Here is a 22,499-nt window from a genome sequence, read left to right on the forward strand (position 1 = left end):
GGTGTTGGTCGATAGGGAAGAATAGTTGCAGTGGAGTAACAAGAAGTAGGCAGACTGAGAACAGTATGGCGATTACTGCATGCACGCTCTCTGCCAGTATTTTATAGTTTAAGACTGAAAGAAAAAATATCGACAACACTATTACGATAGTTGACGACTGCGCATAGGTAATAAGAAATATTTTCTTTGTGAGAATTGACAGTAGGTGATACAGCGGGTGTGGAAGTATCAGCTTTTGGCCTTCTTCCATTTCGCTTGCCCACCTCAAGTGAGTAACGTAGTCAAATGCATTTGCTGATAGCGTGCTTATCAACGGTTCAAATATAACTATGCAAATTGCCAGCAGTGCGACATAGGCAATCAAGTTGGTCAGGTGTTTTGATTTTGTATTGGAGATGGTGTCGAATTTGCTTGTGACGTGCTCCCCTCTATCATCGCTGATGGGCTCAGCAGGTTTAAGTGATGTCATCCTTGTTCTTCCCTCTATGTGTTTTGTTCTTGCACGAATGGTGAGGCGCAAAGTTAATTGGAAGCAGCGAGTATACCCGTTAGACGTTGGCGCTGCTCCTTTCGGTGGCACCACACTCCATGAGCTTGCGACTCGATGGTGAGTATTTTGGTCGGGCTCACAGCTCACAGCTCACCGCTATTGGATGCCGGATCGTGTTCGTTCGGCAGGACGCCGCAGAGAGAAGTGTCACGCTGACATAAAGCTGTCATTGCATAGCCAAACTTAGCCAGACAAACCCCAAAGAGGGGTTTTTGAGGGGCTGCAAACCGCAGCCTGCGCGGCCTTCAGGGTTACCCTTCAAGATGATGAACCTGGATCGCTTCGATCTGGCGTGATCAAAAAGCCTGAACTTGCCGCGACTTGTATGGATCAGGTCGCGGCAAGCCCGTCTACTGTTTTTTCGGCGCTGACAGACCAGGCAGCGATCACCGATTGCAGGAACTGCTCCGACAATCGAGGGTTGTCCAGGGCTCTGGCGATCAGTATGGCCCCGGTGATCGATGACAGGATGCGCAAGGCTTCCTGGTGCTTTTCATCATCGGTTTCGCCGTCGACCAATGGCAGCAGCGTTTCGATCAGCGTCTGCACGCCTTGGGTGAACGAGTGGCTGACAGCACCGCCATTACGCGCGACATCGGCGCCCAGGGCGGGAATCGGACAGCCTTCGGTCCAGTTGCTCAGGTGGCTTTGGGTCAAGTAACCCTTGAGCAGTTCGGGGATGGATTTAGCCGCTCGCCAGTCTTCGATGTTGGTTTCGAACGTGCGGCTGACCGCCTCTGACGCCAACTGCTCCTTGCCGCCGGGGAACTGTCCGTAAAAGCCGCCATGGGTCAGGCCCACCGAGCGGGAAAGTTCGCCGATACCGATGCCGTCGATGCCTTTTTCCCGGTACATCTTCGAGGCCGCGCCGAGGATCGCTTCCTTGTTGGCTGCTGCCTGGTCTTTCGTCACTTTCATGAGTGGGCCCTGTGATCCGATGAGCGCCCTGGCAAATTTTTGCTGAGGGGCTGGTAATTATGATGGTCATAATATAAATTCGCGGCAATGGTTTTGCAGGCCACGAGACCGTGGCTCAAGTCAAAATACCTCCCAGGGTGCCGACCCATGAAACGTAATGATCTGCGCAATATCGACCTCAATTTGCTGGTGATTTTCGAGGCGCTAATTCAGGAGCGCAATGTCACTCGGGCTGCAGAAAGGCTTGCCTTGGGCCAGCCGGCGGTCAGCGGCGCATTGAGTCGATTGCGTACGCTGTTCAACGACCCTCTGTTTAAACGCATTGGCCACAAAATGGAACCGACCACCCGAGCCTTGCAGGTGGCGCAAACGCTTGGGCCCGCACTGGACTCCATTTGCTCGGTCGTCAGTCTGACGGCTTGCAGTAAAAAACCGGTTAATTCATAGGCTTGATCTGAGTATTCATTTTTTTTGTGCTTATACATGATGGTCATCATTATTGATGATAACCAAGTTCACTCCGTTCAATTCGTCGCTGCCCCCTGTGCGGCCGAGAATTCTCCAACCCCTAAACCGTCAGGCGGACGCTACCCATGGAACAGTCACTCAAACCTTTGCGTTATCCCCTTGCTGCATTGGCGTTGGCGACCATCACGGCCTGCGGTCACGCACCCGATGCCGCCAAGGCTCCTGGTGCGCCGCCTGTCACGGTCGCCAAAGTGCTCGAGCAACCCATCACCGAATGGGATGAAGTCACCGCCCGTCTGGAAGCGCCGGAAACCGTCGTGGTTCGCCCGCGGGTCTCGGGGCAGATCGATCGTGTCGCCTTCACGGATGGCGAGTCGGTGAAGAAAGGGGATTTGCTGTTCCAGATCGATCCACGGCCGTTCGAACACGAAGTGCATCGCCTCGAAGCGCAGTTGCAACAAGCTCGCGCCACGCTGGTTCGAACTGGCAATGAAGCGCAACGCGGCCAGCGTCTGCTGAGCAGCAATGCGATTTCTGCAGAACTGGCCGACACGCGCACCACCACCGCCCAGGAAGCCCGCGCCGCCGTCGATGCCGTGCAGGCGCAACTCGATCTGGCACGCCTGAACCTGAGCTTCACCCGCGTCACCGCGCCGATCAGCGGCCGGGTCAGCCGTGCCGAAATCACCGCCGGCAATATCGTCACCGCCGACACCTCGGCGCTGACCAGCGTGGTCTCCACCGACAAGGTCTACGCCTATTTCGATGCCGACGAACGCCTGTTCCTCAAGTACGGTCAGCTCTCCCGTCAAGGCCAGCGCAGTCAATCCACGCCGGTGTACATGGGCTTGTCGAACGAGGAGGGCAATAGCCACCTGGGGCAGATGAACTTCGTCGACAACCAGGTCAACCCCAAGACCGGCACCATCCGTGGCCGCGCGGTGTTCGACAACGCCGACGGTCAATACACCCCGGGCTTGTATGCCCGATTGAAACTGGTGGGCAGTGCAGCCTACGCCGGCCTGCTGATCAAGGACGAGGCGGTGGGCACCGACCTGGGCAAGAGGTTCGTGCTGGTGATCGACCAGGACAACAAGGCCGTGTACCGCAGCGTCGACCTGGGGCCGAAGCTCGAAGGCTTGCGCATCGTGCGCAGCGGTTTGCAGAAAGAAGACCGCATCGTCATCAACGGCCTGCAGCGGGTTCGTCCCGGCGCGGTGGTCGCGCCGCAGGACGCGCCGATGGCCGATGCGCAAACCGTCGCCACCCTGGCCCGTCAACGCCAGGCCATCGAGGCGGGTAATCAGCCCGCCGCTCCGTCACCGGCGCTGGTGAAAACGGATGCTGCCGTTTCGCCTCGCGGATAAAGGAACACAGCCATGAAGTTCTCCCGGTTCTTTATCACGCGGCCGATCTTCGCCGCGGTGTTGTCGCTGCTGATCCTGATCGCCGGCGCCATCGCGCTGTTCCAGTTGCCGATCAGTGAATACCCCGAGGTGGTACCACCGACCGTCGTCATCCACGCCAACTACCCGGGTGCCAACCCCAAGGTGATTGGCGAAACCGTGGCCGCGCCACTCGAGCAAGCCATCACCGGCGTCGAGAACATGCTGTACATGTATTCGCAGTCCACCGCCGATGGCCGGCTCACCCTCACGGTGACCTTCGCCCTCGGCACTGACCTGGACAACGCCCAGGTGCAGGTACAGAACCGCGTCACGCGCACCGAGCCAAAACTTCCCGAAGAAGTGACGCGTATCGGTATCACCGTGGACAAGGCGTCGCCCGAGCTGACGATGGTGGTGCACCTGACCTCGCCGGACAAGCGCTACGACATGCTGTACCTGTCCAACTACGCGATCCTCAACGTCAAGGATGAGTTGTCGCGCCTGAACGGTATCGGTGACGTGAAGATGTTCGGTATCGGCGACTACTCGCTGCGTATCTGGCTCGATCCGAACAAGACCGCTTCACGCAACCTGACCGCGACCGACGTGGTCAACGCGGTCCGTGAACAGAACCGTCAGATCGCTGCCGGTCAACTGGGCGCACCGCCTGCGCCCAACGCCACCAGCTTCCAGATGTCGATCAACTCCCAGGGGCGGCTGGTCACCGAGGAGGAGTTCGAGAACGTGATTGTCCGCAGTGGTCCGGACGGCGAAATCACTCGCCTCAAGGACATTGCGCGGATTGAACTCGGTTCCAACCAGTATGCCCTGCGCGCCTTGCTCAATAACCAGGAAGCGGTGGCGATGCCGATCTTCCAGCGCCCGGGTTCCAATGCGATCGACGTTTCCGATCAGGTGCGGGCGAAGATGGCCGAGCTGAAGAAGAACTTCCCGGAGGGCATGGACTACGAGATCGTCTACGACCCGACCATCTTCGTGCGCAGTTCGATCGAGGCGGTGGTTCACACGCTGTTCGAAGCGCTGATTCTGGTGGTACTGGTGGTGATCCTGTTCCTGCAAACCTGGCGCGCCTCGATCATTCCACTGGTCGCCGTACCGGTGTCGTTGATCGGCACCTTTGCCGTGATGCACCTGTTCGGTTTCTCGCTCAATGCCCTGTCGCTGTTTGGCCTGGTGCTGGCGATCGGGATCGTGGTCGATGATGCAATCGTGGTGGTGGAGAACGTCGAGCGCAACATCGAGTTGGGCCTCGAGCCGATCGAGGCAACCAAGAAAGCCATGGGCGAGGTGACCGGCCCGATCATCGCCACGGCGTTGGTGTTGTGCGCGGTGTTCGTCCCTGCAGCCTTTATCTCCGGATTGACGGGCCAGTTCTACAAGCAATTCGCCCTGACCATTGCCATCTCGACGGTGATCTCGGCGTTCAACTCCTTGACCCTGTCGCCGGCGTTGGCCGCGGTATTGCTCAAGGCCCACGGCGCGCCGAAAGACCGTTTCTCCAAAGTGCTGGATCGTCTGTTCGGTGGCTGGCTGTTCAAACCCTTCAACCGCGTATTCGAAAAGGCCAGCCACGGCTATGTGGTTGCCGTCGCCAAGGTCATTCGTGGCAGCAGCGTGGCCTTGCTGGTGTATGCCGGGCTGATCGCCATGACCTACATGGGCTTCAGCACCACGCCGACCGGTTTCGTGCCGACCCAGGATAAAAAGTACCTGGTGACCTTTGCGCAACTGCCGGACGCCGCCAGCCTTGATCGTTCGGAATCGGTGATCCGCCGCATGAGCAGCATCGCCATGAACGAGCCAGGCTTCGACAGCGCGGTGGCGTTCCCCGGTCTGTCGATCAATGGTTTCACCAACAGTCCGAACGCCGGTATCGCCTTCATCGGCTTGCGGCCCTTCGATGAACGCAAAGACCCGAGTCTGTCGGCAAAGGCGATTTCCGCTTCACTGAACGCCAAGTTCGGCAGCATTCAGGACGCCTACATCGCCGTGTTCCCGCCACCGCCCGTTCAAGGCCTGGGCACCATCGGTGGTTTCAAACTGCAGATCGAGGATCGCGGCAACCTGGGCTATGAAGCCCTGTACAAAGAAACCATGAACGTCATTGCCAAGAGCCGCAGCGTTCCGGAACTGGCCAATCTGTTCACCAGCTTCACGGTGAACGTGCCGCAGGTCGATGCCGCGATCGACCGGGAAAAAGCCAAGACCCACGGCGTCGCCGTCAGCGATATCTTCGACACGTTGCAGGTGTACCTGGGCTCGCTGTATGCCAACGACTTCAACCGTTTCGGCCGCACCTATCAGGTCAACGTCCAGGCTGACCAGCAATTTCGCCTGGAACCGGAGCAGATCGGCCAGTTGAAGGTGCGCAACGACCATGGGGAAATGATCCCGCTCGCCACGTTCATCAAGGTCAGCCCGACGTCGGGGCCTGATCGGGTCATGCACTACAACGGCTTCATCAGTGCGGAAATCAACGGCGCGGCGGCTCCCGGCTTCAGCTCCGGCCAGGCCCAGAAAGCCATCGAGAAACTGCTCAAGGAAGAATTGCCCAACGGCATGACCTACGAGTGGACCGACCTGACCTACCAGCAGATTTTGTCCGGCGACACCGCTTTGCTGGTGTTCCCGCTCTGCGTCCTGCTGGCGTTCCTGGTGTTGGCGGCACTGTATGAAAGCTGGAGCCTGCCGCTGGCGGTGATCCTGATCGTGCCGATGACCCTGTTGTCGGCAATTGTCGGGGTGATCATTTCCAAAGGCGACAACAACATCTTCACCCAGATCGGCCTGATCGTGCTGGTGGGCCTGGCCTGCAAGAACGCGATCCTGATCGTCGAGTTCGCCAAGGACCGGCAGGACCAGGGCCTGTCGCCGCTGGACGCTGTGCTCGACGCCTGCCGCATGCGTCTGCGGCCGATCCTGATGACCTCSWTCGCKTTCATCATGGGCGTGATTCCGCTGGTGACTTCCAGCGGTGCCGGTTCSGARATGCGCCGGGCCATGGGTGTCGCGGTGTTCTCCGGAATGCTCGGGGTGACCTTCTTCGGMYTGCTGCTGACGCCGGTGTTCTWCGTCCTGATTCGTCGCTACATCGAACGTAAAACCGCGCGCAAGGCGGCCCGGGTTCACTCGCTCAACGTTATTGATCCGGAGGCACACTGATGAACGCTTTCAAACTCTTCCTTCCCAGCCTCCTGGTCGCGGCATTGGCCGCCTGCACCGTAGGGCCGGATTACAAAACCCCGGACACAGCGCCTGCCCATGTCGTCTCGGCGAAAGGGGCCAATTACGATCGGTCGCGCTTTGAAACGGTGTGGTGGCAGCAGTTCGATGACCCCACGCTGAATCAGCTGGTCGGCAAGGCGCTCAACGGCAACCGCGATCTGCGTGTGGCCTTCGCCCGCTGGAAAGCCGCCCGGGCCATCCGCGATGACATCAGCAATGACAACCTGCCGGTGGTCACCAGCCGGGTCAGCAGCCAGCAGGGCAAGGCACAGGTGCCGGGACAGAGCGTGAATCGGGTCAATACCGAACGCTACGATCTGGGCCTGGACATGGCCTGGGAGATCGACCTGTTCGGGCGCATCCAGCGTGAACTGGAATCCAGCGATGCCCGGGAAGATGCCACGGCGGCGGACCTGTACCAACTGCGGGTGACCATGATCGCCGAGTTGGTGGATGCCTATGGTCAACTGCGTGGTGCGCAACTGCGGGAAAAAATCGCCCTGGCCAACCTCAAGAACCAAAGCGAGTCGCGCGCCGTGACGGTGAGCCTGCGTGACGCTGGCGTGGGTAACGAACTCGACGTGGTGCGTGCCGATGCCCGGTTGGCGGCGGTCGAGGCAACCGTGCCGCAACTGCAAGCAGAACAAGTACGCGACAAAAACCGCATCGCCACACTGCTGGGCGAACGCCCGGACAGGCTGAGCATCGACTTGAGTCCAAAGGACTTGCCGGCCATCGCCAAGGCGCTGCCGATTGGCGATCCTGGCGAGCTGTTGCACCGGCGCCCGGACGTGCTCGCGGCGGAGCGCCGGTTGGCGGCTTCAACCGCCGATGTCGGCGTGGCCACCGCCGACCTGTTTCCACGGGTGAGCTTGAGTGGGTTCCTCGGGTTCATAGCGGGGCGTGGTTCGCAAATCGGTTCCAGTGCCGCCCGCGCCTGGAGCCTGGGTCCGAGCATCACCTGGGCTGCGTTTGACCTGGGCAGCGTGCGGGCGCGTATTCGTGGAGCAGATGCCGACGCCGAGGGAGCATTGGCGACTTATGAGCAACAGGTGTTGCTGGCTCTGGAAGAGTCGGAAAACGCCTTCAGCGACTATGGCAAACGCCAGCAACGCTTGCTGTCGCTGATCAGGCAAAGCGAGTCGAGTCGCGCAGCGGCCGATCTTGCGGCGACGCAATACAAGGAAGGGGTGGTGGACTACCTGGTGTTGCTGGACGCACAGCGTGAGCGGCTGAACGCCGAAGATGCCCAGGCGCTGGGTGAAACTGAGCAGTACCGCGCCATTGTTGCGATCTACAAATCCTTGGGTGGTGGTTGGGACAGCGGTGAAACGAAGCTGGCGAAAAACGACGGATGACCCGTTGTTGTAGGAGCGAGCCTGCTCGCGATGGACTCAAGAGCGCCGCGTTTAGTCAGGACACACGCGTTATCGTTGACGACCATCGCGAGCAGGCTCGCTCCTACAGTTAATGACCGTCCACAAAGCGCGGCAGCCCTAACGGATTGCCCTCGCGCAGCGGCTCTGGCAGCAAGGCATCGGTAAAACCCTGGTAGAGGCCACCGGGCGCAGGAAGCGCTCGATAGTGGGCTGGTGGAGTTCGAATTCCTATTCACAAGTTGGCTTCTAAAAGACAGCTCTGCAGCGGCTTTCGAGAGAGCAGTCATTCTCGCGTCATCATCACCGCGAGTGTCAGAGTGTCATCTTGATGAACGCCTCGTTGCGGTTGATCGCCTCCAAGGCGCCGCGTACGTTGTCGGCGACATCGGCCGAGCCGCGCTGCTCGACCCAGTTGGAGAGCTCCATGATGGCCGCTTCGAGGGCGAGTTGGTTTTCGTTGAGCTTGAATAGTAGGGAAGGGAGCAGGTCGGCGTTTGACATCGCGAATTCTCCATGGAGATTTCAGCGTAGCATCGAGAAATTGGGCACGAGGGGATTGTGTTCAGTCGGCAGAACGCCGGAGGAAAAAACCCCGAGCTGCAGCTGGGGAGCAGTTCGGGGCAAGTCATGAATGTGTCAGTGAGGAGGGTCCACTCCCTTTTGAAACAATGCTTCCAGTTGCTCAATCTCGGAATCCGAGATCAGTCGTCATGCTTGTGTTTATGTTTGTTCTTGTACTTGTTTTTATGCTTGTGGTCGTAGTGGCCGTTGTCGTTGTCGTTGTCGTTGGCCACATTGTTGCCGATAGCACCACCTGCTGCGCCGCCCAGTCCAGCCCCGATCAGGCCACCGGTGGAACCACCAACACTGTTGCCGATTACCTGGCCACCCGCTGCACCGAGCCCCCCGCCAATGGCTGATTCGGTCTTGTTGCCACTCTTCGCGGCCATTGCGCCCCCAGCTGCGCCACCTACGCCGGCTCCGATCGCAGCGCCAGTGCTACCTCCCATAGCCTGACCGACCGCGCTTCCAAGGGCGCCACCGACACCGCCACCGATAGCGGTGTTGGTGGCTTCGCCGGCGAGGGAGTACTGCGATACAAGAAGGCTTAATGCAACGACTGTGAATGATTTACGCATCAGACAAACCTTTAGAAATACACAATAAAAGAAAAGTTTGTTGGTACGAATCAGTCAGGTCAACAGATATTCGACGGTGCATGAATTAGGATCAACCAATCTGTGATTAGCACAACCGCTTGTTGATCAATTATGACCTGTGGGCACTCCCCCCGTTCAAGGTTGCGGGTCTGGCACGGGGAGAGAAGGTCAATCAAAAAACGGGGAGATTGGTGGTCAACAGATCGCCGGGGGGGAATGTCAGGCTGGCATAACGTTGTCATTGCACAGCCAAACCGAGCCATACAAAACCCAAAGAGGAATTTTTGAGGGCCTGAAAACCGCAGCCTGCGCGGCCCTCAGGGTTGCCCTTCAAGATGATGAACCAGGATCGCTTCGATCTGGCGTAGTCAAAAAGCCTGAACTTGCCGCGACCTGAGTGGGATCGGGTCGCGGTCACTTCATCTTCGCCATTGACCACTATGCCGGTGCTCATGATGGCGTACCCGCCGATACGGGTTTGTATCCGCAGGTATCCGCAACGCCCGCCGTTACCCGGGCATACAAAACCGGCGTTTCCCGACACTCGGGCGATACACGGCGGCCTCCAAATGGAACCACCGGCATCGCGCCACTTTCGGCGCGGCCTGGCGTGGTTCAACTGGAGGAAAGACAATGTTGCGTACCCACACCCGTCACACCATTGGCAAGCTTGGCCTCATCCTGGCCGCCGCAGGGCTCACCACTGTAGCGAGCCTTGCTCAAGCCCAGGAAACACAACCGGCCCCGGCGATGAAAAGCTGGCAGCAGGGCCTGCATCGCACGGACCTGGTACGTGAAGACCTGGGCGCCGCCGATCGTGAAGTCCTTCAAGTGCTCGTGGACTTCGATCCGGGCGTGACTTCGCCCAAGCACTCTCACCCCGGTGTCGAGGTGGCGCACGTGATCAGCGGCACCTTTGAATATCAACTGGAAGGGCGGGCACCGGTGACGCTCAAGGCCGGTGATTCGTTGTACATCCCCGAAGGTGTCGCCCATGTGGCGAAGAATGTGGGTCAGGGCAAGGCCTCGGAACTGGCGACCTACATCGTGAAGAAAGGCGAATCGCTGCTGATCCTGAGGGAGTAGGCGAGGGCCGCCGAGTCATTGCCGACTGCAAATCTCCCACACACAACCGCGCAACCAGCGATGCGCCGGGTCGGCGTCCATGCGCGGGTGCCACAGCATCGAAACCGTGATCGGCGGCGTGAGGAACGGCAGGGCAAAGCAGTGCATCCCCTGGCACAGGTTGCCGACGTGTCGCTCCGGTACACTGGCCACCAGGTCTGAAGCCCGCGCCAATGCAAGCGCGGCAGAGAATCCGGCGACGATGGTGATGATGTCCCGCGTCAGCCCCAGCTCATTCAAGGCGTCGTCCATGACGCCTTTATCGTGGCCCCGACGTGAGACCAGAATGTGCCGGGCGGCGGCATAACGCTCAGGTGTCATTTCACCTTGAGTCAGTGGATGCCCCTCACGCACGATACCAATGAACCTATCGCGAAACAGCATCCGGGTCCGCACTTCCGGGCTGGTGGTTTCGCCGATCACGCCGGTTTCCAGATCCACCGAGCCGTCGCGCAGCAGGGTGCTGTCCTTGTTCAGCTTCTGCACGAAATTCAAGCGGACACCGGGCGCTTCTTCGTTGATGCGGGCGATGAGTTGCGGTCCGAAATTTTCCACGAAGCCGTCGCTGGTGCGCAGGGTGAAGGTACGGGTCAGTTGATTCAGGTCGAGTGCCTCGGCAGGGCGCAGGACGGCTTCGGCGTCCTGCACGAGCACGCCGACGCGGTCACGCAACTCCAGCGCCCGAGGCGTGGGAACCAGTCCGCGCCCGGCCCGCACCAGCAGCGGATCGCCCGTGGTTTCGCGCARTCGCGCCAGCGCCCGGCTCATGGCTGACGGGCTCAGGCGCAAACGCTGCGCGGCGCGGGCCACGCTGCCTTCCTCCAGCAACACGTTCAGGGTGATCAACAGATTCAGATCGGGCATCGACTCAATTCCTGTGGGAGCAGATATGTGGCGTCCGGTGCACGTACAAAGTGCAAATGCTGCGTCTTCCGCCATGTTATGGCTGGGCTTAGGCTCGGGACAACCTATTTGCGGAGTCGCGAGAAAATGAAGTCCATATCGATTCGGGGAGCCTTGGCCAGCCTGTCGTTATCCATGCTGCTGTCGTCCCTGGGCACCAGCATTGCCAACGTTGGATTGCCGACACTGGCCGAGGCGTTCTCGGCCTCCTTTCAGCAAGTGCAATGGGTGGTCCTCGCTTATCTGCTGGCGATCACGGCGCTGATCGTCAGTGTCGGAAGACTTGGCGACATCATTGGTCGCCGACGTTTGTTGTTGATCGGGATTTGTGTGTTTACCGTCGCTTCGATCCTGTGCGCGCTGGCCCCTCATCTCTGGTTATTGATTGCCGCTCGGGCGCTGCAGGGCGTCGGTGCGGCCATCATGATGGCGCTGACCATGGCGCTAGTGGGCGGGGCCGTTCCCAAGGAAAAAATGGGCAGTGCGATGGGCGTGCTCGGCACGATGTCGGCGATTGGCACCTCGCTCGGCCCGACCCTTGGAGGTTTTTTGATTGCCAATCCGGGGTGGCAGGCAATTTTTCTGATCAATGTGCCGCTGGGTGTTTTGGCGATTGGGCTCGCGCTCTACTTTTTGCCCAGCGATCGCAGTGAGAAGAGGGCGGATCGAGCGGGCTTCGATGTGCCCGGCACGCTGGTGCTGGTTCTGACGCTGCTGGCTTATTCACTGGCGATGACCATTGGGCGTGGCACCCTGGGGCCGCTGAACATGACGCTGTTGCTGGTGACAGTTTTTGGGCTGTGTGTGTTTGTATTCGTCGAGCACACAACCGAGTCGCCTCTGGTTCGATTGACGATGTTCCGTAACTGGCAGATGAGCGCAGGATTCGTCATGAGCATGCTGGTAACCAGCGTAGTCATGGCGAGCATGGTGGTAGGGCCGTTTTATCTCACTGGCGCACTGGCGTTGAATGCTGCGAGCGTTGGGCTGGCGATGTCGACGGGGCCGCTGGTGGCTGCGCTGGCAGGCGTACCGGCGGGCCGATGGGTCGATCGTTTGGGCACGTATCGAGCCAGTACGATTGGATTGATCGCCATGTTTACCGGCGCTTGCATCCTGCCGGCCTTGCCGATGGCGTTCGGTGTGCCCGGCTACATCCTGCCGCTGGCTGTCATTACCGGCGGTTATGCGCTGTTCCAGGCGGCGAACAATACCGCCGTCATGCTGGAAATAGAGGCGCAGCAGCGTGGGGTGGTTTCCGGTTTGCTCGGGTTGTCACGCAATCTCGGGCTGATCACCGGCGCCTCGGTCATGGGCGCTGTGTTCGCCTTAGGCACGGCCAGCCACGATATTTTGCAGGCGCAACCTGAGGCCATCGCTCAGGGGATGCGGTTGACGTTTGCGGTTGCTGCGGGGCTGATTCTCGTGGCTCTGGTGCTGGGAGCAGTCAGCAAAATAGTTTCACGTCGCTTAATTGCGCCGTGCTGAAAAACGGCGCGACTGTCGTGAAAACGACCTGTTTACGCTGAACGCGAAGCCTTGCGAGTTTTCTATTGAACGAGTGTTCAGTCTGGACTATGTTGGGGGCCACCTTCCCCCGGCTGGTTGCGGGCTTGCGTTTCTTCAATTCGAACGAGGCACTGGCATGCGGTTTTCACCCTTTGTTGAACGGATCAGTGGCCAAGGCGTTGCCGCCTGGGATATCCACTACGCGGCCAGCGCGGCGCAGCGCAAAGGCGAGGACGTGATCATCCTCAGCGTCGGCGACCCGGATTTCCCCACCCCCGATTTCATTACCGATGCCGCCATCCACGCCTTGCGTGAAGGGGATACCCACTACACCGAAATCGCCGGCCGCCAGGCCCTGCGCGAGGCCATTGCCGGCCGCTACAGCCAACTGATCGATCGTGAACTGCAGGCGTCCAACGTCATTCTCACGGCCGGTGCGCAGAACGCCTTGTTCGCCACCTCGATGTGCCTGCTCGGTGCCGGCGACGAAGTGATTGCCTTCGATCCGATGTACGTGACCTACGAAGCCACGCTCAAGGCCTCCGGCGCCACGCTGGTGCGGGTGCCCTGTGCCGCGGACTCGGGTTTCCGCCTCGATGCCGCCGTGTTGGCCAAGGCCATTACCCCGCGCACCCGGGCGATTTTCTTCTCCAATCCGAACAACCCCACCGGCGTGGTGCTGGGCCGCGAAGAGCTGCAAGCCATCGCCGACCTCGCCATCGCCCATGACCTGTGGGTGGTGGTGGACGAGGTCTACGAGAGCCTCGCCTACGAGCGTGAACACCTGAGTCTGGTGGCGTTGCCGGGCATGGCCGAGCGCTGCGTGGTGATCGGCAGCCTGTCCAAATCCCATGCCATGACCGGTTGGCGCATCGGCTGGGTCGTGGCCAATGAAGCCTTGGTCAATCATGTCGAAACCTTGGTGCTGAGCATGCTGTACGGCTTGCCCGGTTTCGTCATGGAAGCGGCGCTCAAGGCCGTGCAGTCCCACGCTGAAGTCACCCACGGCATGCGCGAGATCTATCGTCGGCGCCGCGATCTGGTGGTGTCCGGCCTGGCGGATTGCCCGGGCATCAGCGTGCTCAACCCCGATGCCGGCATGTTCGTGCTGGTGGACGTGCGCGGCACCGGCCTGACCTCGCTGGAATTCGCCTGGCGCCTGCTGCGCGAGGCCGGTGTCTCGGTGCTGGATGCGGCGGCATTCGGTGAGCCGGCCCAGGGTTTTGTACGGCTGTCGTTCACCCTGAGTGACGAGCGCCTGGCCCAGGCCTGTCAGCGTATTCGCGATTTCGTCGGGGTGCTCATGGGCGAAGCGCCGAGGCCGGTGATCGGCACGGTGACCAGTACCGCGACGGTCGAAGCGGTTGCGGCCAAGACCATGATCGAGGTCGATGGCCTGCACAAACGCTTCGGCAATATCGAAGTGCTCAAGGGCGTTTCCCTGACTGCCCGTGAGGGCGAAGTGATCTCCCTGATCGGTGCCAGCGGCTCGGGCAAAAGCACCTTGCTGCGCTGCATCAACATGCTCGAAGTACCGGACCAGGGACGCATTCTGGTCGATGGCGAAAGCATTCACCTTAACCAGAATCGCCCAGGCGCTCCGCTGGTGTCGGACGCCAAACAACTGGTGCGCATCCGTTCCAGCCTGGGCATGGTGTTCCAGAACTTCAACCTCTGGCCCCATCGCACGGTGCTGGAAAACCTCATCGAAGCGCCGACCCAGGTCCTGCGTGAAAGCCGTGCGGAGGCCACTGAACGGGCCGAAGCGCTGCTAGAGCGCGTCGGGCTTGCGGCCAAGCGCAACGAGTACCCGGCGTTTCTCTCCGGGGGGCAGCAACAACGGGTGGCCATCGCCCGGGCCCTGGCCATGCGGCCCAAGGTCATGCTGTTCGATGAACCCACCTCGGCACTCGACCCGGAACTGGTCGGGGAAGTGCTGCGGGTGATCCGCTCCCTCGCCGAAGAAGGCCGGACCATGATCCTGGTGACCCATGAAATGGCCTTTGCACGCGATGTCTCTTCCAAGGTCGCCTTCCTGCATCAAGGGCTGATCGAGGAAACCGGTTCGCCGGACGAAGTGTTCGTACACCCACGCAGCGAGCGTTGCCGGCAATTCGTCAACGCTCATCAGACTCGCTAACTCATCATAAAAAGACGGGAAAACAACATGGGAAATCGACGTTTTGCAAACTGGTTGACCGGTGCGGCCTGCGTATTGCTGGCCGGCATGAGTGCCGCCCAAGCGCAACCGATCAGGTTCGCAGTGGCAGCGGAACCCTATCCGCCGTACACCGAAAAGCAGGCCAACGGTGAGTGGAAGGGCTTCGAAGTCGACCTGATCCACAAGCTGTGCAGCGAAATGAAAGCCGATTGCGAGATCAAGGAAGTGGCGTGGGACGGCATCATTCCATCGCTGCTGGCGAAGAAGATCGACGTGATCTTTTCCTCGATGTCGGTGACCGAAGAACGGGAAAAGCAGATCGCCTTCAGCAAGGCCTACTACGACTCGGCGATTGCCGTCGTCGGCCCGAAAGAGGCGTCGGTGAAGAAGTATCCGGATGACCTCAAGGGCAAGATCATCGGCGTGCAGAACTCGACCGTGAGCGCCAGTTACCTGAAGACCTACTACGAAAAAATCGCCGACGTTAAGTACTACGACACCCAGGACTCGGCCAACGCCGACCTGATTGCCGGCCGCATCGACCTGATGATGGCCGACGGCACCGCCATGGCCGCCTTCGTCAAAACCCCGGATGCCAAGGACCTGGCCTACCTCGGCACCGTGCCCTATGACCCGATCTTCGGCAAAGGCGTGGGGGCCGGCCTGCGCAAGGACGACACCGAACTCAAGGCCAGGCTCGACAAGGCCATCCAGGAATTGCTGGCGAGCAAGGACTATGACGAGCTGTCCCGGAGCTACTTCGGCACCAGTGTGAAGCCTGCGTTCTGACCATCAGACCGAAACGCAAATCCTGAGAAGGCGCRGATCCCTGTGGGAGCGAGCTTGCTCGCGATGAGGGCGTGACAGTCAACATCCAAGGTGACTGAACCACCGCTATCGCGAGCAAGCTCGCTCCCACAGGATCCGGGGGAGACTGAAATGCCGGCAATGTTCGATCTGATCAATTTCACCGAGCAGGGATGGGGCAGTGCGCTGTTGAAGGGGCTCTGGATGACCCTGCAGATTTCCGCCGGGGCCTTTGTGCTCGGGCTGGCCATCGGGCTGGTGGTGGCGTGCCTCAAGCTTGGCGCGCCGAAGCCGATTGCAGCGCTGATGCGCGGCTACACCACGCTGTTCCGGGCGGTTCCGGAATTGCTGCTGATTCTGTTGCTGTACTACGTCGGCTCCATGCTCCTCAACTCGCTGATGACCCAACTCGGCTACGGCGTGGTCGATGTCAGCGGTCCGCTGGCGGCCATCGTCGTGCTTGGCCTGGTGCAGGGCGCCTACGCCTCGGAGATTTTCCGCGCGGCGATCCAGGCGATTCCCTTCGGCCAGATCGAAGCGGCCAAGGCGTTCGGCCTCAACGGTTTCGGGCTGTTCCGCCGGGTCACGCTGCCGATCATGGCGCCTTTCGCCATGGCCGGGATGGCCAACCTGTGGATCAACCTGATCAAGGACAGTGCGCTGATCAGCGTGGTCGGCACCAACGAGCTGCTGTACACCGCCAAGCAAGGCGCGGGGTCGACGCGCCACTATCTGTTGTTCTACCTCACGGCTGCCGCGCTGTACTACGCGGTGACGTTGGCGTCGAACTATGTGTCGGGTCGGCTTGAGCGACGTATTCGTCGCTGGATGCCTCTTGTTGACTGAACCGGCAGAGAGAATGAAATGATTCCAGCGTGGATAGTTGAGTACGCGGCACTGTTGGGTCGGGGGCTGCAAACCACCCTCGCGATTCTGTTGATCGCCAGTGTGTTCGGATTTGTCCTGGCGGTCCTGGTGGCGCTGGCGCGGATCTCGAAAAACAAGGTGATCGCCAAGGTCAGCCTGTTTTACACCAGCGTGACGCGCGGTACGCCGTTGCTGATCCAGATCTACATTTTCTACTACGGCCTGGGCAGCCTGTTTGCCCAGTTCCCGCTGATTCGCGGCAGTTTCCTCTGGCCGTACCTGCGCGATGGTTACTGGTACATCGTGTTCGCCCTGGTGGTGTCGGTGGGGGCCTATGTCGGCGAAGTGATTCGCGGTGGCCTGCTGGCGGTGCCCAAGGGTGAAATGGAAGCGGCTTCGGCGTTTGGCATGACCGCGCGCCAGTCCTTGCTACGGGTGCGTTTGCCCCGGGCGATGCGCCTGTTGCTGCCGACCCTGGCCGGGGAAACCGTGATGCTGCTCAAGTCCACGGCATTGGCCTCGACCATCGCCGTGATCGATCTGCTCGGCGCCGCCAACGTGGTCCGCGCACAGACCCTGCAGGTGTACGAACCCTTGTTGCTGGTGGCCGGGGTGTATGTCTGCCTGACGTTCCTGATCGAAGCGCTGTTTGCCTTTGCCGAGCGGCGCGGAACGCCGGTGCGCAAGTCGGCCTGATGAGTTCGACAAGGGTTGACCGCCGTCAGTGGCACCCTGGCGATGATCTTCGGCCGGCATCCGTCACAGGGCGTCGTCGGTGCTGAATGCTCCGTGACGCAGCCCCTTTATCCAGCAACGGCAGATATGCAGTCCGTTGGCGGCGCTGAAGGTCTCGGGGTTCAGGCACCACTCGAGCCAGAGACCGTCGAGCATCGCCGATAAGCCGATGGCGGCCAGGCGCGTGTCGTGAATCACGAAGCCTTCGCTGGCGGCCAGCCCGTCGAGCAACTGGCGGATCAGGTCGAGGTAGGCGCGGTAGCTTTTTTCGTGGGACTGGCTGACGTGTTCGGAGTGACGGATCAGGCTCCAGAACACCACCCACACGCCGAGCAGTTGCGGGTCCATGACCCTGGGCGAGAACGAGCCTTCCAGGAAGGCATCGATCTTTTGCGCGGGTGTCTGGGCCTGTTCGATTTCCTGGAGCAGGGCCGTGGTCAGTTCGCTCGCGAGCCGCTGGTAGGTGTCGGCGATCAGTGCCTCGATGCTGCCGAAGTGATGGTTGAGCAGCCCCACGGAGACTCCGGCCTCGGTGGCGATGCGTCGCACGGATATCCCGGCGTGACCGTCGCGGCCCAGGCAGCGCAGGGTAGCGGCCACCAGCATTTCGCGACGGTCCTCGGGTTCGGCGCGGCGGTTTTTCGGGGCGTCGGTTGTCACAAGGCTGTCCTTGGGTGAGGTTTCACGATGCCGAGCTTAGTTGAACGTCTGTTCAATCACCAGCCTCGGCAGCAGCGATGCAACGTTTTTCAAGGTTCATGACGGGAGGGAAAGCCAATGCCGCAGGATATTTCGTTCAGTGTTCGCAACAACAACGGTGAGGCCGTGCGGGTCGGTGCCTGGCGCTATGCAGGCGACGGCAGCGGGCCAAACGTGCACCTGCAAGCCGGTGTACATGCCGATGAAATCGCCGGGATGCTGGTGCTGCACCTGCTGATGCAACGACTGCAAACCGCCGAGACTCAAGGCCGGCTCAAGGGCAACCTGACCGTGGTGCCGCAGGCCAATCCGCTGGGCATCGGGCAGTTTCGCCAGGGGCGGATTCTCGGCCGTTATCACGATGCGACCGGGCATAACTTCAATCGCGCGTTCGACCAGTCGGCGGCCATGGCGCGACCTTCGACCTGCGTTCAGCAATGGCAAAAGAAACTGGTGCAACTGGCCGCCCCGGCCGATGTGATGCTCGACCTGCATACCGATGACGAAGCCTTGCCCTATCTGTACGTGCACCGCAGTTTCTGGCCTCGTGGCCGCGAACTGGCGGCGGCAATGAAGATGGACGTGGCGATCATCTGGGATGACGGCGGCGATGGCTCCTTCGAGGAAACCATCATTGCCCCGTGGATACGCGACGGAGTCACTGAAGGGCGCATGGCCGCGACCCTGGAGCTGCGCGGGCAGGGCGATGTCTGCGACCGCTTTGCCGAGTCCGATGCCGAAGGGCTGTACAACTGGCTGTGCGGTTGCGGTGTCATCGATGAGTCAGTGGCGCCGTCGGACTGGCCCGTCGAAGCCGTGGAAATGGGCCACATGGAAACCATCATCGCCCCGCAACCCGGCGTGCTGATTTTCGAAAAAGAGCTGGGGGATTTCGTCGAGGAAGGCCAGCGCTTTGCACGGATTCTCGGGCGGCCGGGTGATCCGTCTTCCGAAGTGGTGCTGCATGCCGAACAGGCGGGGCGCCTGGTGACGCGCTATCGCGATCGCCTGATACCCCAAGGCATGGGTGTGGCGAAATTCACCGGCAGCCGGGTGTCGCGAAACTGGAGTGGCGGGTTGCTGGACCCCAATTGATACGAAGGTGATTCAACGCAGCGGCCGAAACGCCGTGCGCAGTTCCTCGGTAAAGAGCTCCGGCTGTTCCCACGCTGCGAAATGGCCGCCCTTGGCCGCCTGATGGAAGTAGATCAGGTTGCGATAGGCGCGTCGGGCCCAGCTCTCCGGCGGGAAATAGACATCATCAGGGAATACCGTGACGGCTACCGGCAGCGTGATGTCGCCGGTCTTTTGTGCCGCAGAAAAAAGCGGGCTGCGACCTTTGTTTTCCCAATACAGCCGACTCGCCGAGGCGCCGCTGTTCGTCAACCAGTACAAGGTGATGTCGTCCAGCACTTCATCCTTGCCTGGAGATTGCTGTGGGTCGGCGCCATACGTCCACTTGGCAAATCCCGGGTGACCGAGCATGAACGCCGCGAGAAATGCCGGAGAGTCCGTTACGCCGTAGCCGATCATTTGCGGCCGCGCGGCCATCATCGCGCTGTAGGCCAGGTTGCCCTGTTTAATGGATGCGGCCAGGGCGTCGTAGGTCGCGCGTTCCTGCTCGGAAAACCCCGCAGGCGCGGGACCGCCGGCAGCCAGTGCGGCGGTCGCCTCGGGCGGAACCGTCGCCGGCAGATTGAGGTGAATGCCCAGCAACCCAGGCACGGACTGGCGCGCCATGGCGCTGGTGATGGGACCGCCCCAATCACCACCCTGGGCGACGTAGCGGCTGTACCCGAGTCGCTGCATCAATTGCCCCCAGACCCGGGCCACATGGTCCGGGTCCCATCCGGGTTCTGTCGGTTTGCCGGAGAAGCCGTAGCCAGGAATCGACGGAATCACCACGTCGAATGCATCCGCGCTATTGCCCCCGTGAGCGGCCGGATCGGTGAGCGGGCCGACCACCTTGATGAACTCCAGTACCGAGCCTGGCCAACCGTGGGTCAGGATCATCGGTAAAGCATTCGGCTGCGGCGAGCGCACCCAGATGAAGTGGATAGAGACCCCATCGATAGTGGTCGTGTACTGGGGCAAGGCATTGACCTGCGCCTGGGCCTTGTGCCAGTCATAGTTCGTGCCCCAGTAGCGAACCAGCTCCTGCAGTTTCGCCAGCTGTGCACCTTGTGATCGATCGCCCACCGTCTCCTTGTCTGGCCAGCGTGTGGCCGCGAGGCGGTTACGCAGATCAGTGAGTTGTTGATCCTGGATATCGACGTGGAAGGGCACAATGGCGTCGGCGGCGGGGGCGGCGCTCACCAGGGGCGAGTTGCACAGTGCGAGGGCCATTAGCAGGACGACGAAAGCGGATTTCATCTTCATTTCCTCGCTGGGAGGTATGCCTTCGTCCTTGCCCGGAGCGCAGGGGTGAAGGTCAATGCTGCTCCAGAGACTGATCCCGTTCGACGGGGCACGCAAGCAGGTTTATGCGAAGGATTGCACCGGGACGACCACCGGCGGGAAAGGGTGAGTCGATACTGGCTCAGCTCTTTTTAACTGACTGCCCCAAATCCCTGTGGGAGCGAGCTTGCTCGCGATGGGCCGCGCAGCGGTCCCAAAAAATGCTAGCCGCACAGCCCAACGCGAACAACATCACTCGTCGCAGCAGGCGACTACTACTCAGGCGGATCAATTTGGTCCAGCACCCGAATCGCCGTGATCTCCGCCARCATCACRCTGTTGGAAATCCCCAGCAGSGCATTGCGYGAYCCKCCGTCCAGATGATCCACCAGTTGATGCACCATCACATCGACCGAGGCCAGTGTTTCGACCAGATAAACCACTAGGGTTTCGGTCGTGGCTTCGGGGTCAACGGTAAACAGGTGGCTGGGTCTGCGCGGTGTGGCTTTGATGTCGGCAGTCGAGGGGAAGTGGAAGGCGAGCGCGCGTTCGGCGGCCTCGTTGAGCGTTTTTGAGTCGGGTTCGTACGGGGATGTCGGATCGGTGTCTGGCGGGTTGGGGGTGACTTTGAACATATGCTTGCTTCTCTGATTGGGTGCCAACCCTCTTGCTGCTAAACGAGAAGGAGGCAGCTGTGCGCAGGTTAGCAGACCGGGGAAGCTAGCAAAGCCGGCGCGCCCGAAGGCGCCCTGCGCACAGCCGCCATCAAATACAGGCATGGGAATACCTGACTGACAGGAGCATGTACACCTTGCTTACAACCCCGGGCTGCTAAACCCGACCACTGATGGGCAGTGGCGCGGAAACGATAGAGACCAGGGGCAGGGCGCACAAGCCGGCGGATTCTGGCGTAACCGTAGGCAACGACGCAAGGTCTTGTAGTTCGCAGGAAATAACCTACAGCCTGTTTAAACAAACGTTTTCACGCGATGCAGGCGTACTGCGCGGACCTTGTTCTCAAGGCATGCTCAGGGTAATCAGGTAGTTTCCGGAGCGGATCGGCGAGCCGGCATCATCCACCAGCACATACTGCTGATCGAAATAGCGACCGTCCTGACCACTGTCAGCGAGCAGCTTGACGTGGGTACTGGATTGACCGACAGCGCTCACACTGGCGGTTGGCGTGATGGTGTTTGCCTCAACCCTCATCGTGCGACTCTGGGCAGAGCATTCGTAAAGTTCGAATGTGCCGTCCGTACCCACGCGTGACTGACAGCCCGGCTCCACAATGCTGCCTTGAAATCTGATGGTGCCCGGCGCCGCCTGGCACGCACCACTGAGTGCGAACAAAAGACCCAATCCCGCTGCTATACGTTTGCCGTTCATGTCTGACGCTCCTTGAGTGGTAAGGTCTAGGTCGTCAATGAAGGGTAGAAGCTTGAGGCTTTTGTTGTATCGCCGTGTATCAAGGCACGACATCTTCGTACAGCCATACAAAACCAGCTCCTCCAGGATACAGCCCGGATACACCACTGGGGCCAAATAGACCTGCCAAAGCGAGATGCACAACGCACCTCGCAACCAGGTTTATCAACCCTTGCGGTACGACCAATAGAGGTCCAGCCGCGCCATTGATCCGGAGTATCAACATGTCTCGTATCCAGTCGAACAAAACCCGTATTGGCCTGATCGCTGTTGCACTGGTCGGCGGTATCAACTTCGCGTCCTCGGCGTTTTCCGCTGAAGCCTTGCCTCAGGGCTATCAATTGGCTTCCGCGGAAARGACCAGCGAAGGCAAGTGCGGTGCCGAAGCCAGCGCGCAAAAGACCCAGGCCGAGGGCAAGTGCGGTGAAGGCAAGTGCGGCGATGCGTCTTTCGCGCGCACCGATGCCGATCATGACGGCCGCGTGTCGCTCAAGGAGCTGCTGGCGGTAGCGCCCAAGGGCACTGAGGAATTCAAGGCGATGGACACCAACGGTGACGGTTTCCTGTCCGAAGGTGAGGTGTACAAGTTCCGCACCAACCAGTTCATCTCCAACGGCAAGAAAGTGCCGACCGAGCTGTTCACCAAGTTGAGCCAGGCTAAAGACTGATCAGCCGCAACGAAAAAACCCTTCCTGTACTGACGCGCAGGAAGGGTTTTTTGCGTGGGCAGTACTGGTTTGGTCGTCAGGCGTGAAATTGCAC

General features: G+C 60.3%; 22 protein-coding genes. 12 read left to right on the forward strand and 10 right to left on the reverse strand.

Features of this window, described 5'->3' with window-relative positions:
• Both ACXRVY_RS04640 and ACXRVY_RS04645 read right to left on the reverse strand, forming a co-directional pair.
• The coding region (locus ACXRVY_RS04640; protein WP_458237067.1) for a hypothetical protein at positions 1 to 469 on the reverse strand (469 nt) is incomplete at its 3' end.
• 411 nt (positions 470 to 880) lie between these two features.
• Positions 881 to 1,468 carry a TetR/AcrR family transcriptional regulator gene (locus ACXRVY_RS04645; RefSeq protein ID WP_457266072.1) on the reverse strand — a complete coding sequence of 196 codons (588 nt, stop codon included), beginning with the start codon at positions 1,466 to 1,468 and terminating at the stop codon, positions 881 to 883.
• A gap of 147 nt (positions 1,469 to 1,615) precedes the next feature.
• Between ACXRVY_RS04645 and ACXRVY_RS04650 the strand changes: the two genes are divergently transcribed.
• The 4 genes from ACXRVY_RS04650 (at position 1,616) to ACXRVY_RS04665 (ending at position 7,928) form a co-directional block, all read left to right on the forward strand.
• Complete coding sequence (locus ACXRVY_RS04650; RefSeq protein ID WP_457266071.1) at positions 1,616 to 1,915, forward strand: LysR family transcriptional regulator; 300 nt, start codon at positions 1,616 to 1,618, stop codon at positions 1,913 to 1,915.
• A gap of 146 nt (positions 1,916 to 2,061) precedes the next feature.
• Positions 2,062 to 3,303, forward strand: coding sequence for a multidrug efflux RND transporter periplasmic adaptor subunit MexE (mexE, locus tag ACXRVY_RS04655; RefSeq protein ID WP_457266070.1), 1,242 nt, complete (start codon positions 2,062 to 2,064; stop codon positions 3,301 to 3,303).
• A 12-nt stretch (positions 3,304 to 3,315) separates the two neighbouring features.
• The gene (locus ACXRVY_RS04660) at positions 3,316 to 6,507 is read left to right on the forward strand and encodes an efflux RND transporter permease subunit (RefSeq protein ID WP_458237068.1); all 3,192 of its coding nucleotides are present in this window, start codon (positions 3,316 to 3,318) and stop codon (positions 6,505 to 6,507) included.
• Positions 6,507 to 7,928 (forward strand): efflux transporter outer membrane subunit, encoded by a 1,422-nt coding sequence (locus ACXRVY_RS04665; protein ID WP_223457378.1) that lies wholly within the window; start codon positions 6,507 to 6,509, stop codon positions 7,926 to 7,928. The genes ACXRVY_RS04660 and ACXRVY_RS04665 overlap by 1 nt, the downstream gene beginning before the upstream one ends.
• 333 nt (positions 7,929 to 8,261) lie before the next feature.
• Here ACXRVY_RS04665 and ACXRVY_RS04670 read toward each other — a convergent pair whose 3' ends face one another.
• From ACXRVY_RS04670 to ACXRVY_RS04680, 3 genes are all read right to left on the reverse strand, one after another.
• The gene (locus ACXRVY_RS04670) at positions 8,262 to 8,450 is read right to left on the reverse strand and encodes a hypothetical protein (protein WP_411740686.1); all 189 of its coding nucleotides are present in this window, start codon (positions 8,448 to 8,450) and stop codon (positions 8,262 to 8,264) included.
• A 200-nt stretch (positions 8,451 to 8,650) separates the two neighbouring features.
• Positions 8,651 to 9,088, reverse strand: coding sequence for a glycine zipper domain-containing protein (locus ACXRVY_RS04675; protein WP_457266068.1), 438 nt, complete (start codon positions 9,086 to 9,088; stop codon positions 8,651 to 8,653).
• Positions 9,089 to 9,347: 259 nt separating this feature from the next.
• A complete protein-coding gene (locus ACXRVY_RS04680) occupies positions 9,348 to 9,563 on the reverse strand; it encodes a hypothetical protein (protein ID WP_457266067.1) in 216 nt (71 codons plus the stop codon).
• A 179-nt stretch (positions 9,564 to 9,742) separates the two neighbouring features.
• Here ACXRVY_RS04680 and ACXRVY_RS04685 point away from each other — a divergent pair, with 179 nt between their 5' ends.
• Positions 9,743 to 10,195 (forward strand): cupin domain-containing protein, encoded by a 453-nt coding sequence (locus ACXRVY_RS04685; protein ID WP_457266066.1) that lies wholly within the window; start codon positions 9,743 to 9,745, stop codon positions 10,193 to 10,195.
• Between the two features lie 15 nt (positions 10,196 to 10,210).
• Here the strand turns inward: ACXRVY_RS04685 and ACXRVY_RS04690 are convergent, their stop codons facing one another.
• Positions 10,211 to 11,098: a LysR family transcriptional regulator gene (locus ACXRVY_RS04690; protein WP_457266065.1), complete on the reverse strand. Its 888-nt coding sequence runs from the start codon at positions 11,096 to 11,098 to the stop codon at positions 10,211 to 10,213.
• 126 nt (positions 11,099 to 11,224) lie between these two features.
• Here ACXRVY_RS04690 and ACXRVY_RS04695 point away from each other — a divergent pair, with 126 nt between their 5' ends.
• The 5 genes from ACXRVY_RS04695 to ACXRVY_RS04715 all read left to right on the forward strand — a co-directional run bounded on the left by ACXRVY_RS04695 (position 11,225) and on the right by ACXRVY_RS04715 (position 17,177).
• Positions 11,225 to 12,625 (forward strand): MFS transporter, encoded by a 1,401-nt coding sequence (locus tag ACXRVY_RS04695; protein WP_457266080.1) that lies wholly within the window; start codon positions 11,225 to 11,227, stop codon positions 12,623 to 12,625.
• Positions 12,626 to 12,782: 157 nt separating this feature from the next.
• On the forward strand, positions 12,783 to 14,786 hold the full coding sequence (locus ACXRVY_RS04700) for an aminotransferase class I/II-fold pyridoxal phosphate-dependent enzyme (RefSeq protein ID WP_457266064.1): 2,004 nt from the start codon (positions 12,783 to 12,785) through the stop codon (positions 14,784 to 14,786).
• A 27-nt stretch (positions 14,787 to 14,813) separates the two neighbouring features.
• Positions 14,814 to 15,596, forward strand: coding sequence for a transporter substrate-binding domain-containing protein (locus tag ACXRVY_RS04705; RefSeq protein WP_223457382.1), 783 nt, complete (start codon positions 14,814 to 14,816; stop codon positions 15,594 to 15,596).
• 150 nt (positions 15,597 to 15,746) lie between these two features.
• On the forward strand, positions 15,747 to 16,460 hold the full coding sequence (locus ACXRVY_RS04710; protein WP_457266063.1) for an ABC transporter permease: 714 nt from the start codon (positions 15,747 to 15,749) through the stop codon (positions 16,458 to 16,460).
• 18 nt (positions 16,461 to 16,478) lie between these two features.
• The gene (locus tag ACXRVY_RS04715) at positions 16,479 to 17,177 is read left to right on the forward strand and encodes an ABC transporter permease (RefSeq protein WP_223457384.1); all 699 of its coding nucleotides are present in this window, start codon (positions 16,479 to 16,481) and stop codon (positions 17,175 to 17,177) included.
• Between the two features lie 63 nt (positions 17,178 to 17,240).
• Here ACXRVY_RS04715 and ACXRVY_RS04720 read toward each other — a convergent pair whose 3' ends face one another.
• Complete coding sequence (locus ACXRVY_RS04720; protein ID WP_223457385.1) at positions 17,241 to 17,876, reverse strand: TetR/AcrR family transcriptional regulator; 636 nt, start codon at positions 17,874 to 17,876, stop codon at positions 17,241 to 17,243.
• A 117-nt stretch (positions 17,877 to 17,993) separates the two neighbouring features.
• Between ACXRVY_RS04720 and ACXRVY_RS04725 the strand changes: the two genes are divergently transcribed.
• Entirely contained in the window at positions 17,994 to 19,010 is a 1,017-nt protein-coding gene (locus tag ACXRVY_RS04725) for a M14 family zinc carboxypeptidase (protein WP_457266062.1), read from the forward strand.
• A gap of 12 nt (positions 19,011 to 19,022) precedes the next feature.
• Here ACXRVY_RS04725 and ACXRVY_RS04730 read toward each other — a convergent pair whose 3' ends face one another.
• The 3 genes from ACXRVY_RS04730 to ACXRVY_RS04740 all read right to left on the reverse strand — a co-directional run bounded on the left by ACXRVY_RS04730 (position 19,023) and on the right by ACXRVY_RS04740 (position 21,698).
• The gene (locus ACXRVY_RS04730) at positions 19,023 to 20,288 is read right to left on the reverse strand and encodes an epoxide hydrolase family protein (protein WP_223457387.1); all 1,266 of its coding nucleotides are present in this window, start codon (positions 20,286 to 20,288) and stop codon (positions 19,023 to 19,025) included.
• A 299-nt stretch (positions 20,289 to 20,587) separates the two neighbouring features.
• The gene (locus tag ACXRVY_RS04735) at positions 20,588 to 20,947 is read right to left on the reverse strand and encodes a DUF6124 family protein (RefSeq protein WP_223457388.1); all 360 of its coding nucleotides are present in this window, start codon (positions 20,945 to 20,947) and stop codon (positions 20,588 to 20,590) included.
• 382 nt (positions 20,948 to 21,329) lie between these two features.
• Entirely contained in the window at positions 21,330 to 21,698 is a 369-nt protein-coding gene (locus ACXRVY_RS04740; RefSeq protein ID WP_223457389.1) for a type 1 fimbrial protein, read from the reverse strand.
• Between the two features lie 263 nt (positions 21,699 to 21,961).
• Between ACXRVY_RS04740 and ACXRVY_RS04745 the strand changes: the two genes are divergently transcribed.
• Positions 21,962 to 22,405, forward strand: coding sequence for an HvfA family oxazolone/thioamide-modified RiPP metallophore (locus tag ACXRVY_RS04745; RefSeq protein WP_458237069.1), 444 nt, complete (start codon positions 21,962 to 21,964; stop codon positions 22,403 to 22,405).
• Positions 22,406 to 22,499: the final 94 nt, after the last annotated feature.

The organism is Pseudomonas sp. P5_A2_2 (assembly GCF_054177685.1).

Excerpts from the sequence above, each read along its gene's own strand:
- ACXRVY_RS04645 (WP_457266072.1), bottom strand. The coding sequence starts at position 1,468 with ATGAAAGTGACGAAAGACCAGGCAGCAGCCAACAAGGAAGCGATCCTC.
- ACXRVY_RS04650 (WP_457266071.1), top strand. The coding sequence starts at position 1,616 with ATGAAACGTAATGATCTGCGCAATATCGACCTCAATTTGCTGGTGATT.
- mexE (WP_457266070.1), top strand. The coding sequence starts at position 2,062 with ATGGAACAGTCACTCAAACCTTTGCGTTATCCCCTTGCTGCATTGGCG.
- ACXRVY_RS04665 (WP_223457378.1), top strand. The coding sequence starts at position 6,507 with ATGAACGCTTTCAAACTCTTCCTTCCCAGCCTCCTGGTCGCGGCATTG.
- ACXRVY_RS04670 (WP_411740686.1), bottom strand. The coding sequence starts at position 8,450 with ATGTCAAACGCCGACCTGCTCCCTTCCCTACTATTCAAGCTCAACGAA.
- ACXRVY_RS04675 (WP_457266068.1), bottom strand. The coding sequence starts at position 9,088 with ATGCGTAAATCATTCACAGTCGTTGCATTAAGCCTTCTTGTATCGCAG.
- ACXRVY_RS04680 (WP_457266067.1), bottom strand. The coding sequence starts at position 9,563 with ATGAGCACCGGCATAGTGGTCAATGGCGAAGATGAAGTGACCGCGACC.
- ACXRVY_RS04685 (WP_457266066.1), top strand. The coding sequence starts at position 9,743 with ATGTTGCGTACCCACACCCGTCACACCATTGGCAAGCTTGGCCTCATC.
- ACXRVY_RS04695 (WP_457266080.1), top strand. The coding sequence starts at position 11,225 with ATGAAGTCCATATCGATTCGGGGAGCCTTGGCCAGCCTGTCGTTATCC.
- ACXRVY_RS04700 (WP_457266064.1), top strand. The coding sequence starts at position 12,783 with ATGCGGTTTTCACCCTTTGTTGAACGGATCAGTGGCCAAGGCGTTGCC.
- ACXRVY_RS04705 (WP_223457382.1), top strand. The coding sequence starts at position 14,814 with ATGGGAAATCGACGTTTTGCAAACTGGTTGACCGGTGCGGCCTGCGTA.
- ACXRVY_RS04710 (WP_457266063.1), top strand. The coding sequence starts at position 15,747 with ATGCCGGCAATGTTCGATCTGATCAATTTCACCGAGCAGGGATGGGGC.
- ACXRVY_RS04715 (WP_223457384.1), top strand. The coding sequence starts at position 16,479 with ATGATTCCAGCGTGGATAGTTGAGTACGCGGCACTGTTGGGTCGGGGG.
- ACXRVY_RS04725 (WP_457266062.1), top strand. The coding sequence starts at position 17,994 with ATGCCGCAGGATATTTCGTTCAGTGTTCGCAACAACAACGGTGAGGCC.
- ACXRVY_RS04730 (WP_223457387.1), bottom strand. The coding sequence starts at position 20,288 with ATGAAATCCGCTTTCGTCGTCCTGCTAATGGCCCTCGCACTGTGCAAC.
- ACXRVY_RS04740 (WP_223457389.1), bottom strand. The coding sequence starts at position 21,698 with ATGAACGGCAAACGTATAGCAGCGGGATTGGGTCTTTTGTTCGCACTC.